Source organism: Streptomyces sp. DH24, assembly GCF_029813775.1.
GTDB lineage: Bacteria > Actinomycetota > Actinomycetes > Streptomycetales > Streptomycetaceae > Streptomyces.
Genome location: NZ_JARVKW010000016.1, coordinates 102,565 through 117,369, shown reverse-complemented (window position 1 = coordinate 117,369; position 14,805 = coordinate 102,565). Strand labels below are relative to the sequence as shown.

Annotated in this window: 10 protein-coding genes; 3 read left to right on the top strand and 7 right to left on the bottom strand. The window is 73.5% G+C overall.

Annotated elements, in window-relative coordinates; genetic code table 11:
* Window positions 1-13 precede the first annotated feature (13 nt).
* The 5 genes from QC282_RS15615 to QC282_RS15595 all read right to left on the bottom strand — a co-directional run bounded on the left by QC282_RS15615 (window position 14) and on the right by QC282_RS15595 (window position 7,281).
* Window positions 14-2,812: a DUF5682 family protein gene (locus QC282_RS15615; RefSeq protein WP_279549986.1), complete on the bottom strand. Its 2,799-nt coding sequence runs from the start codon at window positions 2,810-2,812 to the stop codon at window positions 14-16.
* The gene (locus tag QC282_RS15610) at window positions 2,809-3,933 is read right to left on the bottom strand and encodes an AAA family ATPase (RefSeq protein ID WP_279549984.1); all 1,125 of its coding nucleotides are present in this window, start codon (window positions 3,931-3,933) and stop codon (window positions 2,809-2,811) included. Before QC282_RS15610 ends, QC282_RS15615 begins: the two co-directional genes overlap by 4 nt.
* 80 nt (window positions 3,934-4,013) lie before the next feature.
* Complete coding sequence (locus QC282_RS15605; protein WP_279549983.1) at window positions 4,014-5,429, bottom strand: VWA domain-containing protein; 1,416 nt, start codon at window positions 5,427-5,429, stop codon at window positions 4,014-4,016.
* Window positions 5,426-6,844 carry a hypothetical protein gene (locus QC282_RS15600; protein WP_279549982.1) on the bottom strand — a complete coding sequence of 473 codons (1,419 nt, stop codon included), beginning with the start codon at window positions 6,842-6,844 and terminating at the stop codon, window positions 5,426-5,428. Before QC282_RS15600 ends, QC282_RS15605 begins: the two co-directional genes overlap by 4 nt.
* A complete protein-coding gene (locus QC282_RS15595; RefSeq protein WP_279549981.1) occupies window positions 6,814-7,281 on the bottom strand; it encodes a hypothetical protein in 468 nt (155 codons plus the stop codon). Before QC282_RS15595 ends, QC282_RS15600 begins: the two co-directional genes overlap by 31 nt.
* 265 nt (window positions 7,282-7,546) lie before the next feature.
* On the opposite strand from QC282_RS15595, the gene QC282_RS15590 reads away from it, so the two are divergent.
* The 3 genes from QC282_RS15590 (at window position 7,547) to QC282_RS15580 (ending at window position 10,359) form a co-directional block, all read left to right on the top strand.
* On the top strand, window positions 7,547-8,404 hold the full coding sequence (locus QC282_RS15590) for an oxygenase MpaB family protein (RefSeq protein WP_279550026.1): 858 nt from the start codon (window positions 7,547-7,549) through the stop codon (window positions 8,402-8,404).
* Window positions 8,405-8,515: 111 nt separating this feature from the next.
* On the top strand, window positions 8,516-10,087 hold the full coding sequence (locus tag QC282_RS15585; RefSeq protein ID WP_279549980.1) for an NAD(P)/FAD-dependent oxidoreductase: 1,572 nt from the start codon (window positions 8,516-8,518) through the stop codon (window positions 10,085-10,087).
* An 80-nt stretch (window positions 10,088-10,167) separates the two neighbouring features.
* The gene (locus QC282_RS15580) at window positions 10,168-10,359 is read left to right on the top strand and encodes a DUF2795 domain-containing protein (RefSeq protein ID WP_279549979.1); all 192 of its coding nucleotides are present in this window, start codon (window positions 10,168-10,170) and stop codon (window positions 10,357-10,359) included.
* Window positions 10,360-10,365: 6 nt separating this feature from the next.
* On the opposite strand, the gene QC282_RS15575 is transcribed toward QC282_RS15580, so the two are convergent.
* Window positions 10,366-12,159, bottom strand: coding sequence for a serine hydrolase domain-containing protein (locus QC282_RS15575; protein ID WP_279549978.1), 1,794 nt, complete (start codon window positions 12,157-12,159; stop codon window positions 10,366-10,368).
* Between the two features lie 117 nt (window positions 12,160-12,276).
* Window positions 12,277-14,703 carry a penicillin acylase family protein gene (locus QC282_RS15570; protein ID WP_279549977.1) on the bottom strand — a complete coding sequence of 809 codons (2,427 nt, stop codon included), beginning with the start codon at window positions 14,701-14,703 and terminating at the stop codon, window positions 12,277-12,279.
* Window positions 14,704-14,805: the final 102 nt, after the last annotated feature.

The following is a 14,805-nucleotide window of genomic DNA, read 5'->3' as shown; positions in this document are numbered from 1 at the left end:
CCGGAACGGCCGGTCAGGACCGGGCCAGCAGCGCCTCCAGCGCCACGGCCGTCTCCGGATGCCGGCCCAGCAGGGCCACCCCGTCCGGGCCGCCGCCCGGCGCGGCCCACTCCCCGTCGCAGCCCAGCAGCTCCGCCACCGCGTCGCACGTGGCGGGGTGCGCCGCGAGCAGGGCGACACCGCCGGCCGCCGCGCGCCGCTTCGGGAGCGCGGCGGCCGGGTCGGGCTGCGCCAGCCACGGCGGCACCCACGAGTCCAGCGCCGCCAGCCGGCCGGGGAAGATCCGCCCGGCCTCCCTGACCAGCAGCGGAGCCAGCTCGGCGCCACCCGAGCGCAGCGTGCTGATCAGCGTCGGAAGCCACGGCAGCAGCACCGGGTCCGGCAGCCGAGCGAACGCGTTCGACACCGCCTCCACGACGAAGTCGGTCAGCCCCGGCACCGGCACGAGCGCGTGCAGGAAACCGCTGAGGTACCGCGGATAGGCGGGCAGCACCAGCGGGTTGCCGAGCAGCTCGTCGCACCGCTCCCGCAACCGCGCCCGGGACAGGGTGCCGAGATGGGTCTGCGCCGCCCACAGCAGCGCCGACTTCGCCGGGTCCTCCGGATGCGACTGGCCGACCGCCAGCTCCAGCTGCGTGCGGTCGCAGCCCAGCGACAGCGCCAGGCCCTCCATGCCGAACAGGAACCCCAGCATCGCCGCCACCTGCCCGACCGTCGCGTCCTCGTCGGTGAACGCCGTGGGCAGCAGCGTGCAGTAGTGCGCGTAGCCCGTCTTCGTGAACTGCTCGATCCACTGCGGCAGCACCGGCTCGCTGGTGCGGTAGTACGCCAGCAGCCGCCGCACCCGGCGCAGCACCTCCGGCGCGCCGTCGACGCTGCGCTCGGCCGACAGCACCTCAAGGGCGCGCGTGCCGAGCTCGTCGGCGAGCCGTCGGCTGCGCAGGTACAGCGTGGCGTCCTCGACCGTCTGCAGCACCGTCGCCGCCGTGGCGCGCGCGTCGTACGCCGTGCGGCGCAGCCGCTGCTCCAGGACCTGCTCGATGCTGACGCCCTCGTAGCCGAGCTCGATCAGCGCCCGCTGGTGGGTGCCGAGCGCCAGGTCCCAGGACTCCTGGATGGGCCGCTCGCCGAGCGTGCGCTCGCCCATGATCGGCCGTGCGGCGCCGTGCGGCATCAGATACCGCAGCATCCACAGCACGTCCGAGCAGGCCTCCAGCTCCGGCCGGCCGGCGATGTCCAGCAGGGCCCGTCGCACCCCGCGCTGCTGCAGTTTGAGACCGAGCGGCTCCAGCCGGTCGTGCACGTCACGGGCGAGCGGCGGCAGCGCGTCGTAGCCGACCTGGCCGATCCGGTCGCCGCCCATCATGATCTCGACGAGCCTGCGCACGTCCCGCCGGCCCGGCACGACGTCCTTCTCGATGCAGGTGACGGCCGCGTCCTGGAAGTCGTACGGCGTCGGCTTGGCCCGGTCGCGCATCCCGGCCAGCAGGATGGACGTCTCGAACACCGCGATGGCGTCGGCGGTGGAGGCGAGATAGCCGTTGCGGCGGGCGGCGCGCACGATGTCCACCGACCAGCCGAGCAGCTCGGCCTCGTCCAACTGGTCGATGACCGGCGGCCGTTGCAGGAACCCCGTCAGCTTGTCGGACGCCTCCGGTGCCCGGGCCACCGGGGCAGGGGGCGCGGTGACGGCCTTCTTCGCCTTCTTCGTGCCCGCCTGCCCCGCCAGCCGGTACGGCCGCACCCGCGTCCGCCTGAGGTTCTTCGCCCACAGGGTCGCCGCGATGGACACCGAACCGGCGGCGAGGCCGAACTGCGCCTCGATCGCGGCGTGGCTCGACGGGATCAGACCGTGCTGCCACTTCGTCGCCGAGCGCGGCGAGATCTCGAAGCCGTCCGAACCCGCCACGCCGAACTCCTCGACCCGGCTGGCCGCGTGGAACGCGCCGCACACGTACAGGCAGTCCTCCGGATCGGTGCCCGTCGCCGCAAGGTGCTCCCGCATCCGGGTCCACATGTACCGCTCGCGGTCCTCGTCGACGCGCACCCGGTGCGGGTCGCCGGGCGCCAGGCGCCGGAACAGGCTGCCGATCAGCAGCATGACCTGCCGGTAGGTGTCGTGGTCGCTGTCGCCGAGCGGCAGCTCCACGTACTGGTGCCACCACTCCGACCAGTGCCGCACCTTGCCGTGCCGCAGCAGGTGCTCCTCCAGCTCGGCGAAGCGCGGCCGCAGGTCGCCGATCTCCACGCCGACGGCGTCGCCGTGCAGCGCGGCCTCCTCCTCGGCGGGCGGCGCGTCCGGGCCGGCCTGCCCGGTCTGCCGTTCGCCGCGCGCGTCCCACTGGAACACGTGGTCCGAGGACCGGTCGACGAGGACCAGTTCGACGCCCGGCGTGTCCAGCGCGTAGGCGATCGCCTGGTACTCGGCCGACGCCTCCGTGATCGGCGCGACCACCGACAGCGGTGCCCACTCGACCGGGAAACCGTCGATCTCGGACGCGAACGCCTGGACCGCCACCGGCAGCCGGCAGTTGCGCAGCTCGGTCAGCAGCGGCGCCATGTCCTCGCACAGCTCCAGGTACACGACCTTCGGCTGCTTCTCGCGCAGCCGGCGGGCCATCGCCAGCGCGGAGGCGGGGGAGTGGTGGCAGACCGGGAAGATCTCCAGCGGTTCGCGCACCGCGCGGTCCACGTCGTCGACGATGCCGAGGAGGATGCCCTCCAGGGCGCCCGGCCCGTCGGCGAACGCCGCGGCTGCCTCCCGGAGTTGGCCCCGCAGTGCCGCGAAGGCGCTCTCGTGGCCGCCGCTCATGACAGGGTGGCGATCGCGTCGCGGCCGCCCTCCAGGAACTCCGGCCAGGAGCCGCCCTCTTCCTTGCTGCGCGGTTCGACCACGCCGTGCAGGTACTTGTTGAGGATGGCCAGGTCCTCGGGCTCCCGCCGGGCCAGCGACCCGACGAGCGAGGAGGCGAGCGTGCGGGCGGTCAGGGCGCGCTCGCCGAAGAAGTTCCCGTGCAGGATCGCGTCCTCCAGGACGCCGATCTGCTCGGCGGTGGACAGCGCGGACTCCAGCTTCTCGTCGTCGCTGCCCGCCGCCGCGGCCGAGGCGCGCAGGTCGGCGAAGCTCTGCAGCAGCACGTCCAGCAGCGTCGGCGGCACGTCCAGCTCTATCTGGTGGCGGCGCAGCAGTTCCTCGGTGCGGAAGCGGACGATCTCCGCCTCGCTCTTCTTGTTCGTCACCACCGGGATGCGCACGAAGTTGAAGCGGCGCTTGAGCGCGGAGGACAGGTCGTTGACGCCCCGGTCGCGGCTGTTGGCGGTGGCGATGATCGAGAAGCCGGGCTTGGCGAAGACGATGTTGTCGCTGTCCCGGTCGCTGCCGAGCTCCGGCACCGAGATGTACTTCTCGGACAGGATCGAGATCAGCGCGTCCTGGACGTCGCTGGTGGAACGGGTCAGTTCCTCGAACCGGCCGATCGCGCCGGCCTCCATCGCCGTCATGATCGGCGAGGGGATCATCGACTCCCGCGACTGGCCCTTGGCGATGACCATCGACACGTTCCACGAGTACTTGATGTGGTCCTCGGTGGTGCCCGCCGTGCCCTGCACGACCAGGGTGGAGTTGCGGCAGATCGCCGCGGACAGCAGCTCGGCCAGCCAGCTCTTGCCGGTGCCGGGGTCGCCGATCAGCAGCAGGCCGCGGTCGGAGGCCAGGGTGACGATGGAACGCTCGACGAAGCTGCGGTCGCCGAACCACTTCTGGGAGATCTCCCGGTCCAGGCCGTCGGAGCGCTCGGAGCCCAGAATGAACAGCCGGACCATCTTCGGCGACAGCCGCCACGAGAACGGCTTGGGGTTGTCGTCGACGGACTCCAGCCAGTCCAGCTCCTCGGCGTACTTGAGCTCGGCGGGGGCGCGCAACAGGTCGGACATGACGTGCCTTTCGGTACGGAAGACGAAGGAAGGAAGAGGGATGTACGAAGACAAAGAAGGTGGATCGGCCTGACGAAGCGTCAGGCGAGGAACGTCTTGAGTTCCTGGACGAGCTTGCGGATGTGGCCGGAGAGCACCGGCGTGCCGAGGTCCTTGAACCGCTCCCGGAACCACGGGTCGACACTGCCGCGGCCGGAGCTGGTCACCGACCCGACCGGGATGAACTTCGCGCCCGAGCGGTGAATGCCGGCCATGCTCTCGAAGAGGGGCTCCCGGCGCCATTCGTAGAAGTCGGAGATCCACACCACGACCGTGTTGCGCGGCTCGGCGATCTTCGGCTGGGCCAGCGCCATGGCGACCGTGCCGTCCGTGCCGCCGCCCAGGTTGGTGCGCAGCAGCGTCTCGAACGGGTCGTGCACCCACGGCGTCAGATCGAGCGCCTGCGTGTCGTACGCGATCAGGTGGACGTCCACCTTGGGCAGCCCGGCGAAGATCGACGCCAGGATGGTGCAGTTGACCATCGAGTCGACCATCGAACCCGACTGGTCCACGACGACGATCAGGCGTTGCGGAGTCGTCCGGCGGGCGGTGTGCCGGTAGTAGAGGCGGTCGACGTAGAGCCGCTCCTCCTCCGGGTCCCAGTTGGTGAGGTTCTTCCAGATGGTGCGGTCGAGGTCCAGGTTGCGGAACACCCGCTTCGGCGGCACCGACCGGTCCAGGGCGCCCACGGTGGTCTTCTCCACCTGGGTGCGCAGCACTTCGGCGACCTCGTCGACGAACCGGCGGATCAGCGCCTTGGCGTTGGCGAGGGCGACGCCCGACAGGTTGTTCTTGTCCCGCAGGAGCTGCTCGATCAGCGACATGCTCGGGGTGAGCTGCGCGGCGAGCTTCGGGTCGGCGAGCACTTCCCGCAGGTGCATGCGCTTGACCAGGTCCGCCTCGATCGCGCCGAGCTCCGGGCCGATCGCCGGGATCAGCGTGCCGAGGTCGGGCGTCGTGCCGCCGCCCCCGGTACCGGTCGGGCCGGCACCCCGCCCGGCCCCGCCGCCGGCCCGGCCGCCGCGCAGCTCGCCCGGCTTGCAGCCGAGGGCCCGCTCCAGCCAGCCCGCGTCGGACTGCCAGCGAGCGAGCTGCCCGGCGGTGACCGTGCCGGTGCCCGAGGAGAACACGTTGAGCAGCACCTTCGACACCAGGGCGGCCCGCCGGACCTCCGCGTCCCGGTCGCGGTCGGTATCGGCGTCCGGCGTCATCAGTCCGTCGAACTCGGCCGCCAGTTCCGGGTGGCGCTGCACGACGGAGTCGACGGAGGCCCCCGGGTCGAGCAGCGCGGCCGGCAGGCCGATGTCCTCGACGACGGAGAGGCTCGCGGACTCCAGCGTGGCCTGCTCCTCCTGGTCGAAGAGGCGGGCGAGGAGCCGCCAGTACAGGACCTGCCGGCGGTTGGCGCCCGGGTCGACGGCGGGAGCGTCCGGGGTTTCGTTCGTCTCCTGGGTCATTTCCGCAGCAACCTTCCGGCCCGCTCCCGCAGCACGGCCACGGCGTCGGTGGCGGCCTTCTCGGCCTTGACGCCGGCCTTGTCGGTGGTGCCGCCGGCCCACGCCCCCGCGTGCACCGTGACGGCCTTCTTGCGGACCGTCGTCTCCACCGCCAGCGGCTGCACGACGAACTCCCCGGCGTCCCAGCGCAGCAGCCCGATGCACGCGCCCGACTTGGCGACGGCCTCCGGCGTGAGCGGACCGGCGGCCGGGATGCGGTCGGTGTCCACGGCGACGGCGTGCCCGGCGAGGCCGAAGGTGAGGCCGTCGTCGTCCTGCCGGGCGGCGTAGCCCTCCAGGAAGACGGGCACCGCGATGCGCGCCGGATGCCGGTCCAGGGGCGCGGTCGGCGCGGTGGCCGCGGTGGGCAGGGCCACGCGGGCGGTGGCGAAGGCGTCGGCGCTCTCGCCCGCGCGGGCGAGCTCGTCGCTCCAGAGGAGGTCGCCCCCGGCGGTCAGCGGCATGCCGGTGAGCTCCATGGCCCGGCCCTCGCTCACGGCGGCCAGCAGCGACATGTGCGGGCGCAGCAACTGCCACAGTCCGGCGCCGACGACGGAGTCCGGCTTCGGCGCGGACACGCTCGCCCGGACCAGCCGGGGCGTGCCGCCGTCCGCGGGCTCGAACACCGCGTGGACCTGGGCCTGAACGGCCGTGGCGTGTTCGTGCAGGTCGACGCCGAGCGGCAGGAGCCGGCCGGTGACCGGGCCGGCCTCCGGCATGGCTGCCGCGCCCGGCACCGTCAGCAGCATCGCGTGGGACCACAGGTCGGCCCAGCGGCGCTCCGGCACCCGGTCCAGGGCGGCGCCCGGGCAGGACGCGGCGAGTTCCGCCGCGAAGCCGTCCAGGAGCGTGGCCGGGCGGCGCAGCGCCGGGTCCGGCAGCATCGCGGAGACGATCCGGGCCGCGCCGGACACCACGTCGTGGTCCATGCCCCGCCATCCGGCGCGCGCCAGATCGGCCAGCCAGGACCGGGCGGCGGCCAGCAGGTTCGCCCCGTGCGGCTCGCCGGCGGACGGGCCCGGCGCCTCACCCCGTGCCCGGCCGGTCGCCTCCTCGACCCGAGCGGTCAGGGCGTCGTGCACGGAACCCAGCAGGGCGGTACGGGCGGCGGCGAGGGCCAGGAAGTGGTCCTCGCCCGCGGCCCCGGCCGCCGCCTTCTCGGCCGCCTCGGCGGCCCGGGCGGCCAGCGGTGCGCCCGCGACGGCGTCGGCGAGCCCGCCCAGCGCGGCGGCCTGCGCCGGCTGGGGCCGCAGCAGCCCGGCGGCGAGGGCACCGTCGAAGGCGTCCACGGCCGCGAGCGCCTCGTCCAGCCCGTCGACGGGTTCGGCCAGCAGGTCGGTACGCATCACGCCACCGCCCTGGTCGGCGGGAACCACTGCATCTCCGGCAACGGGGCGGTCGCCGGGGCCAGTTCGAGATAGGCCAGGTGGCGCAGGAACCGGCTGAACACCGGCGCCGCCGCCGCGGTGTCGCCCTGGGGCGGGCTCGTGCTCGTCATGGCCGTCGTGAGCACCGGGGCGCTCGGCTCCTGGTCCCCGGTCTCCACGCGCAGGTAGCGGGCCACGCGCTCGGCGCCGTACTGCAGCACCGCCTCGTTGACCAGCGCCCGTATGTGATTGCAGAACGACCCCCGGGCGCCCCCGCACGGCCGGTTGTTGTTGGTGCTGCACGCGAACGCGTACGACCCCGCCGCGACCGACGAGACGTAGACCCGCTCGATGTCCGAGCCGCTGGACACCACTCCCTGCAGACGTCCGTCGGCCAGCTCGACGAACGGGACCTTGGCGAGCTTCCGCGGCCTGGCGGGCGACATCACCCGCGCCGTGCTCGACCTCTCCCAGCCTGACAACGCACCATCTCCCAAAAGCGCAGCACGAAAGGAAATCCACGCCAGAGCGGCGGGACACCCATGAACCTAGCGGCACCCACTGACAACGCGACGATCACGGTGTGCCCGCGACGACATCGCCCGGCGCACGCTCTGGGGAATCCGCCGTCAGCGGCCTAACCTGGGTGGTGTGACGGCTGACCACCCGGGCGACCCGGGCCTGTTCGGCCCGCAGTCCGTGACCTGGCAGATGCACGGCGACCCGGTGATGTGGATCGCCGGAATCCGCGCGCTCTACCTCCAGGCCCTGCACCCGCGCGCGGTACGCGGCGTGCTGCAGAACTCCGACTTCCGGCGCGACGCCTGGGGCCGCCTGCTGCGCACCGCGAACTTCGTCGGCACCGCGACCTACGGCACCACCGAGGCCGCCGAGCGGGCCGGTGCCCGGGTCCGGAAGATCCACGACACGCTCCGGGCCACCGACCCGGACACCGGCGAGGCGTACCGGATCGACGAACCGGAGCTGCTGCTCTGGGTGCACTGCGCGGAGATCGACTCCTACCTGAACGTGCTGCGCCGCTCCGGCTTCCGCCTCACCGACGCCGAGGCCGACCGCTACGTCGCCGAACACCTGCAAAGCGCCCGCCTGGTGGGCCTCGACCCCGGCACCGTGCCCGCCGACCGGGCCGGACTGGCCGCCTACTTCACGAGGACCCGCCCCGAACTCGCCGCCGGACCCGAGGCCCGCGAGGTCTACGACTTCCTCCTCCGCCCGCCGGTGCACCCCCTCCTCGTACCGGCGCGCGAGCTGCTGTGGCGGCGCGTGGCGCGCCTGGCGTACGACGCCCTGCCACCGTTCGCCCACCAGCTGTACGGCAGGCCGGCCCCCGGCCCGGTCACGGTGACCCTCCGACTGCGCGCAGCGGGGGCCCTGTTGCGCCGGGTCCCGGCGCAGGTGCGCTGGCAGCTCCCGCCGAAGCACATCCTGCGCGCCGTGGCCAGGCTCGGCCCCGAGGCCCGTCCGGCACCGCACAGACTCGGGCGGGCGCACGCCGTACCTGACGTGCCGGGGCAGAGCGACGCGGACCGCGCCGGCACCGCGGGGTGACCGTCGTGCCCGCCTCCGGTCTCCCGGCGGCGGGGCGTCCCGCACGCCGGCCACCGGCCCGGGCGGGGTCCACCCCTGGCCGACGTGGATCACCACGTGTTAGCAAGAGCCATGACCGCACACGCAGCACACCGCACCTTTGACGCCGTGATCGTCGGCGGCGGCCACAACGGCCTCGTCGCCGCCGCCTACCTGGCCCGCGCCGGACGGTCGGTGCTGGTGCTGGAACGGCTGGACCACACCGGCGGGGCCGCCGTGTCGACCAAGCCCTTCGCCGGCGTCGACGCCCGCCTGTCCCGGTACTCGTACCTGGTCAGCCTGCTCCCCGCCAAGATCGTGCGCGACCTGGGCCTGGACTTCCGGCTGCGCACCCGCACGGTCTCCTCGTACACCCCCGCCGAACGGGACGGGCGGCCGACCGGGCTGCTCGTCGGCGGCGGCGAGCGGCGGACCCGGGAGGCGTTCGCCCGGCTCACCGGCTCCGACCGCGAGTACGAGGCCTGGCAGCGCTTCTACGCCATGACCGGCCATGTCGCCCGGCGGGTCTTCCCGACCTTCACGGAGCCGCTGCCCACCCGGGACGAGCTGCGCCGCCGCGTCGACGACGGGGACGCCTGGCGGGCGATCTTCGAGGAGCCGATCGGTGCCGTGATCGAGGAGCGCTTCGCCGACGACCTGGTCCGGGGCGTGGTCCTCACCGACGCCCTGATCGGCACGTTCGCCGACGCGCACGATCCGTCACTGGCGCAGAACCGGTGCTTCCTCTACCACGTCATCGGCGGCGGCACCGGCGCCTGGGACGTGCCGGTCGGCGGCATGGGCGCCCTCACCGACGCGCTGGCCGCCGCGGCGCGCACGGCGGGCGCCGTGATCGCCACCGGCCACGAGGCCGTACGGATCGACACGGACGGCCGCTCGGCCGAGGTCACCTACCGGACCGCCGACGCGGAGGGCACCGTCACCGCGCGGCACGTCCTGGTGAACGCCGCGCCGAGCGAACTGGCCGCCCTGACCGGCGACACACCCCCGCCGCCCGCCGAGGGCGCCCAGCTGAAGGTGAACATGCTGCTGAAGCGGCTGCCCCGGCTGCGCGACGAGTCCGTCGACCCGCGCGAGGCGTTCGCCGGCACCTTCCACATCGCCGAGGGCTACGAGCAGCTGGCCGTCGCGCACGCCCAGGCCTCGGCCGGCCGGCTGCCCGACGCGCCGCCCTCCGAGATCTACTGCCACTCGCTCACCGACCCGACGATCCTCGGCCCCGACCTGGCGGAACGGGGCTGTCACACGCTCACCCTGTTCGGGCTGCACACCCCGGCCCGGCTGTTCGACCAGGACAACGACGCCGTGCGCGAGGAACTGCTGACGTCGACGCTCGCCCAGCTCGACACCCACCTGGCCGAACCCCTCGCCGACTGCCTGGCGACCGACGCGGACGGGCGGCCCTGCATCGAGGCGAAGACCCCGCTCGACCTGGAGCGCGACCTCGGACTGCCCGGCGGCAACATCTTCCACCGGGAACTGTCCTGGCCGCATGCCCAGGACGGCACCGGCCGCTGGGGCGTCGAGACCCGGCACCCGAACGTGCTGCTGTGCGGCGCGGGCGCGGTACGCGGCGGTGGCGTGAGCGGCGTCCCCGGGCACAACGCGGCCATGGCGGTGCTGGAGGCGACACCGGACGCGTGAAGCTGTGTGGCCCGGCCACGGCTGGGTACTGCGACACAACGGACATCACGTACATCACGATGTGAAGTGAGGCAGGTGCCATGGCCGAGCTCAGCCCCATCGACCTGCAGAAGGCGCTCAGCGGCATGGACTACCCGACCGACAAGAAGTCGCTGGTCGAGTGCGCCCGCAGGAACAAGGCGGACGACAAGATCGTCAGCCGCCTCGACAGCCTGAAGGAGAACAGCTTCGACGGCCCGAACGAGGTGCAGAAGGCGGTCTTCCACCAGTAGCGCCACTCAGTCGGCCGACGCCGTCCACCCCACCGTCTCGACACGCGCCGCGTCCGCCGGGCGCGCGTCGGCGAACAGGACGTCGCCGGCCGACTCGACGCGCACCCTGTCGACGTAGACCCCGCGCCCCACGTACAGCCGGTCCGTCGCGTACCGCCAGCGCAGGGTGAGGCGGCGGGCGGCCGGCAGGTCGGCGGTGAGCCGGTGCCACACGCGGCCCGACCAGCCGGTGACCGAACCGGCCGGATGCTCCCGCGCCTCTCCGCCCCGGCGCGACGTCGTGAACGGCACCGGTCGCCAGGCGTCGTCGCCCTCCGTGGCGGCCTCCAGCACGAGCGTGTCCGCACGCGGCTCGGTGTCCCACCACAGGGCGCACACCAGCCGTGCGTCGCCCGCCGAGGTGTCCAGGGCGGGCAGCGTGAGCGTCGCGGCCGTGGCGCTCGCCATGCCGGAGAACCAGGCCGACCGCCCGTGCGCCGGACGGACCGGAACCGCCCGTGCCAGGTTGTTCGCCGCCACCATCCGGGGCGCCGACCCGGAACGCCAGCTGCGTACCGGGTGCACCGAGTTGCCGAGCACCACCAGGAACGAGTCGGTCGTCGGATCGAGGACCAGGGCGGTGCCGGTGAAGCCGGTGTGCCCGGCCGTGCGCGGCGTGGCCATCGCGCCCATGTACCAGTGCTGGTAGAGCTCGAAGCCGAGACCGTGTTCGTCGCCGGGGAAGGCGGTGTTGAAGTCGGTGAACATCAGCTCCACCGACTCCGGCCGCAGGATGCGCGCCCGGCCGTAGGCACCGCCGTTGAGCAGCGTCCGGCCCAGCACCGCGAGGTCCCACGCCCGGGAGAACACTCCGGCGTGGCCCGCGACGCCGCCCAGGCTGAAGGCGTTCTCGTCGTGCACCTCGCCCCACACGAGCCCTCGGTCCAGGCCCGACCACGGCTTGCGCGCGTCCTCGGTCGCGGCGATGCGCGGCTTCCAGGAGGCGGGCGGGTTGAAGCGGGTGCCGGCCATGTCGAGCGGGCCGGTGATCTCGTCGTGCAGCAGTGCGTCCAGGGCGCGGCCGGTGACGCGCTCCAGGACCAGTTGCAGGGAGATCAGGTTCAGGTCCGAGTACAGGTACACGGTGCCCGGCGGGTTCAGCGGCGCCTCGTCGTAGACGCGCTGGATCCTCTGCTCGTACGTCGGCGCGCTGTAGAGCGGGATCCACGCGCGGAAGCCCGAGGTGTGGGTGAGGAGCTGACGGATCGTGATGTCCTGCTTGCCGGCCCGGCCGAACTCCGGGAGGTACGAGGCGACGGGCGCCTCCAGGCGCAGTGCGCCGCGCTCGATCTGCTGGACGGCGAGGATCGAGGTGAACAGTTTGGACACCGACGCGAGGTCGAACACCGTGTCCTCGGCCATGGGGATCTGCTCGTCGGCCGGGAACTCGACGCCGGTGTCGGTCTTCTCGTCGTACGCCTTGTAGCGCACCGCCGTGCCGATCGGCTCGTGCAGCGCGACGGTGCCGCCCCGCCCGGCGAGCAGGACGGCACCCGCGTACCAGGGGTGCTTGGGGGAGGGGCCGAGGAACGTCTCGGCGTCGGTGACCAGTTGACGCAGATGGTCCGGGAGCAGCCCGGCGTCCTCGGCGGAGCCGCGCCGCAGCACGGTGGCCCGGCCCGCCGCCTCCGCCGCCGCGGCCGGTCCGGCCGGGAGCGCGGCGAAGGCCACCGCGCCGCCCAGCGCCACGGCCGCCCCGCCCAGTTGACGCCGGGTCAGACCGCCGCCGTCCGCTCTGCCGCTCACCGCGTCCTCGGTCATCGAGAGCCTCCCGTCACACCTGGCTGAAAGTATCTTTCGGATCTGTGTCGCGCGATGAAACTTTCGTGTCAGCGGTGAGGTGTGTCAATGGTGCGTGCGGGTCCCGTTGTTCGCGCCTCAGCGTTCGCGCACCCGGACCACCCTCAGCTCCGGGGAGGACAGAACGTCCTTCTCGCAGAACCGGGACGTCACCCAACGCCCCGCCGAGAACAGCCGCGTCTGGTCGCTGACGTGGGGCGACGCCGGGTTCGAGGACTGGGAGTACGTCAGCAGCGTCCGGGCGACCGGGCAGCGGCTCCCGTCCCAGCCCACGGCCTGGATGTAGCTGGAGCCCGTCGTCACCTCCGTGTGGCCGCGCGCCGTGTCCCACACCGGCTCGATCTTGTTCCACACGCCCAGCGACTCGGTGCCGCCGGGCACCGGGACCCGCGCGCCGTCGCGCACCACGAACTGGTGCTCCCCGAGCGGGGAGTCGAGCGGAACGCCCGCCGCCCGCAGTTCGGCGACCGCGTCCGCGAGAGCCGTCGGGAAGCCCGGCGCGGCCGTGTCGAGCGTGTGCGGCGTGCCGACCGGGTCGGCCGCCGAGAACGGCACCTTCCACAGCTGCGCCGCCGGCACGGTCGCGGTCAGCCCGCGCCAGAACCGGTCGAACAGCAGGGCGCCCCGGCTGCCGGTGTTCATCGTGCGGTCCCAGGAGGCGAGCACGGCACACGCCTCGGACACGTCCACGGTCCGGCGGTCACTGCCGGTCGCCGTCCCGCCCGGCAGCGCGGCACACGCCTTCGCCGCGTCGTCGGCGGCCAGGTCACCGGCGGGCACCCGGTTGGCGAACTGCAGCCGCTGCAGGTCCCGCACGGTCAGAGCGCCCCGGTCCGCCATCGCCGCCACGTCCTGCAGGGCGCCGCGCGTCCGCATCGAGCGGGCGGTGCCGACCGTGCCGAAGACCCGCTCGTAGCCCGTGAGCGGACGGTCCGCGTTGGCCAGCCAGGCACTGTCGTTGGAGTTCTCCGCGTACGGCGCGTCCGTCAGCGTCGGCATGCGGGACGGACCGAAGATGCCCGACTGCACGGCGTCCGGGTCGCTGCCGAGCGCGCAGTCGCCGCGCGAGCCGTCCAGGACCGCGACACCGGACGCGGGGTAGGTGGCCCTGCCGAGCGGGGTGGAGCAGCGCCGCGCCAGTTCGTCGGTGATGCGGGGCAGCACCTGCGACTGCGTGAAGAGGGTGCCGCCGCGCGAGTCCGCGGCGATCGTGTTCACCCACGGCAGGCCCTGCGTGCGCCGCAGCGCGCCCAGGACGTCCTTCGTGTCGCGGGCGGCGGCGAAGCCCAGCGCCGTGTCCGAGGCGCGCAGGTTGGCCGCGTTGGGATCACCCAGCGCGTACGCCGTCGTACCGGTCCAGGGCAGCGGCAGCGAGGCGCCGAGGGAGGTGACGACGGGGCCGTACCGGGTCCACCACTGGGTGCGCGTCACCGGCGAGCCGTTGTTCACGGCGACGGTCACGGTCCGCTTCGTCATGCGCTCGCGCACGCCGTCCACCAGATACGCCGTCGGGTCGGCCGGATCGAGCGTCAGCTGGTGGAGGTTGAGGGTGACGCCGGTGGCGACGGTGTGGCTCCACGCGACGTGCGCGTTGTGGCCTATGGAGACGGTGGCCGAGCCGAGCAGCGAACCGCCCGCGACGTTCAGCCGGCCCGGAATGGTCTGCTGCGACTGCCAGAAGCGACGGCCGCCCTGCCACGGGTAGTGCGGGTTGCCGAGCAGCAGACCGCGGCCGTCCGCCGTGGTCGCGCCGCTGAACGCGACCGCGTTGGAGCCCATTCCGGAGGAGTCGGCCGCGAACAGCTCCCGCGCCGCGCGGGCCGCCGACGCCGGGTCGGTCCCCTCGTCTCCCGCGGCCGCCTCGCTGCGCCCGGCCCGCGTGGCCGGCGGCTGCGCGGCCGTGATGCCGTCGACGGCCCGGCCCTGACCGCCGAGCACGGCGAGCGCGTACCCGCGCGCCGCCACGTCCAGCGTCGTCACCGGCCGCACCCACGCCGCGCCCCGGCACGCCGGGTCGGTGACGCGGTTCTGCGCGAGCCAGGCGTTGTAGCCCGCCGCGAACCCCCGCATCAGGTCCTTCGCCGCCCGGCTCGGGCCGCGCGGCGCCGGCTCGCCCAGCAGCCTCTCGACCGTGCCCGCCTGCCGAACGCCCCGGAAGTACAGGTCGCTCGCCAGGTTCGTGGAGGCCGACGAGAGCGCCGAGTCCGCGCGGGCGTCGTGCCCGAAGTAGCGCGAACGTTCCCCGCGCACGGTCACGAACCCGTCGGCGAGCGTGCACACCTGGTCGGCGGCCTGCGCCCACCCGGTGCCGAAGCCGAGGTCCGCGAAGTCCTCGGCGACGATGTGCGGGATGCCGAACTCGGTGTAGCGGACGACGGCCGACAGACCGCCGCGGGCCGGGCGCTCCTGCCGGTCCTGCCCGTCGGCGGCGGCCGCGGGCAGTACGGACACGGCGGTGAGCAGAGCCGCGGCCACGACCCCGGCTCGTCCCAGGCGGGTGCGCATGGTGCCTCCCAACGTCATCGGGGGAAGGAGCGGTTGAGCGTAACAGCGGGTATCCGGCACGTCAGCGCTCCGGAGCCGTCTGTGGCAGGCACCGGCCACGCG

Excerpts from the sequence above, each read along its gene's own strand:
- QC282_RS15580 (WP_279549979.1), top strand. The coding sequence starts at position 10,168 with ATGGCCGAGCTCAGCCCCATCGACCTGCAGAAGGCGCTCAGCGGCATG.
- QC282_RS15575 (WP_279549978.1), bottom strand. The coding sequence starts at position 12,159 with ATGACCGAGGACGCGGTGAGCGGCAGAGCGGACGGCGGCGGTCTGACC.
- QC282_RS15570 (WP_279549977.1), bottom strand. The coding sequence starts at position 14,703 with ATGCGCACCCGCCTGGGACGAGCCGGGGTCGTGGCCGCGGCTCTGCTC.
- QC282_RS15605 (WP_279549983.1), bottom strand. The coding sequence starts at position 5,429 with ATGACCCAGGAGACGAACGAAACCCCGGACGCTCCCGCCGTCGACCCG.
- QC282_RS15590 (WP_279550026.1), top strand. The coding sequence starts at position 7,547 with ATGCACGGCGACCCGGTGATGTGGATCGCCGGAATCCGCGCGCTCTAC.
- QC282_RS15610 (WP_279549984.1), bottom strand. The coding sequence starts at position 3,933 with ATGTCCGACCTGTTGCGCGCCCCCGCCGAGCTCAAGTACGCCGAGGAG.
- QC282_RS15615 (WP_279549986.1), bottom strand. The coding sequence starts at position 2,812 with ATGAGCGGCGGCCACGAGAGCGCCTTCGCGGCACTGCGGGGCCAACTC.
- QC282_RS15585 (WP_279549980.1), top strand. The coding sequence starts at position 8,516 with ATGACCGCACACGCAGCACACCGCACCTTTGACGCCGTGATCGTCGGC.
- QC282_RS15595 (WP_279549981.1), bottom strand. The coding sequence starts at position 7,281 with ATGTCGCCCGCCAGGCCGCGGAAGCTCGCCAAGGTCCCGTTCGTCGAG.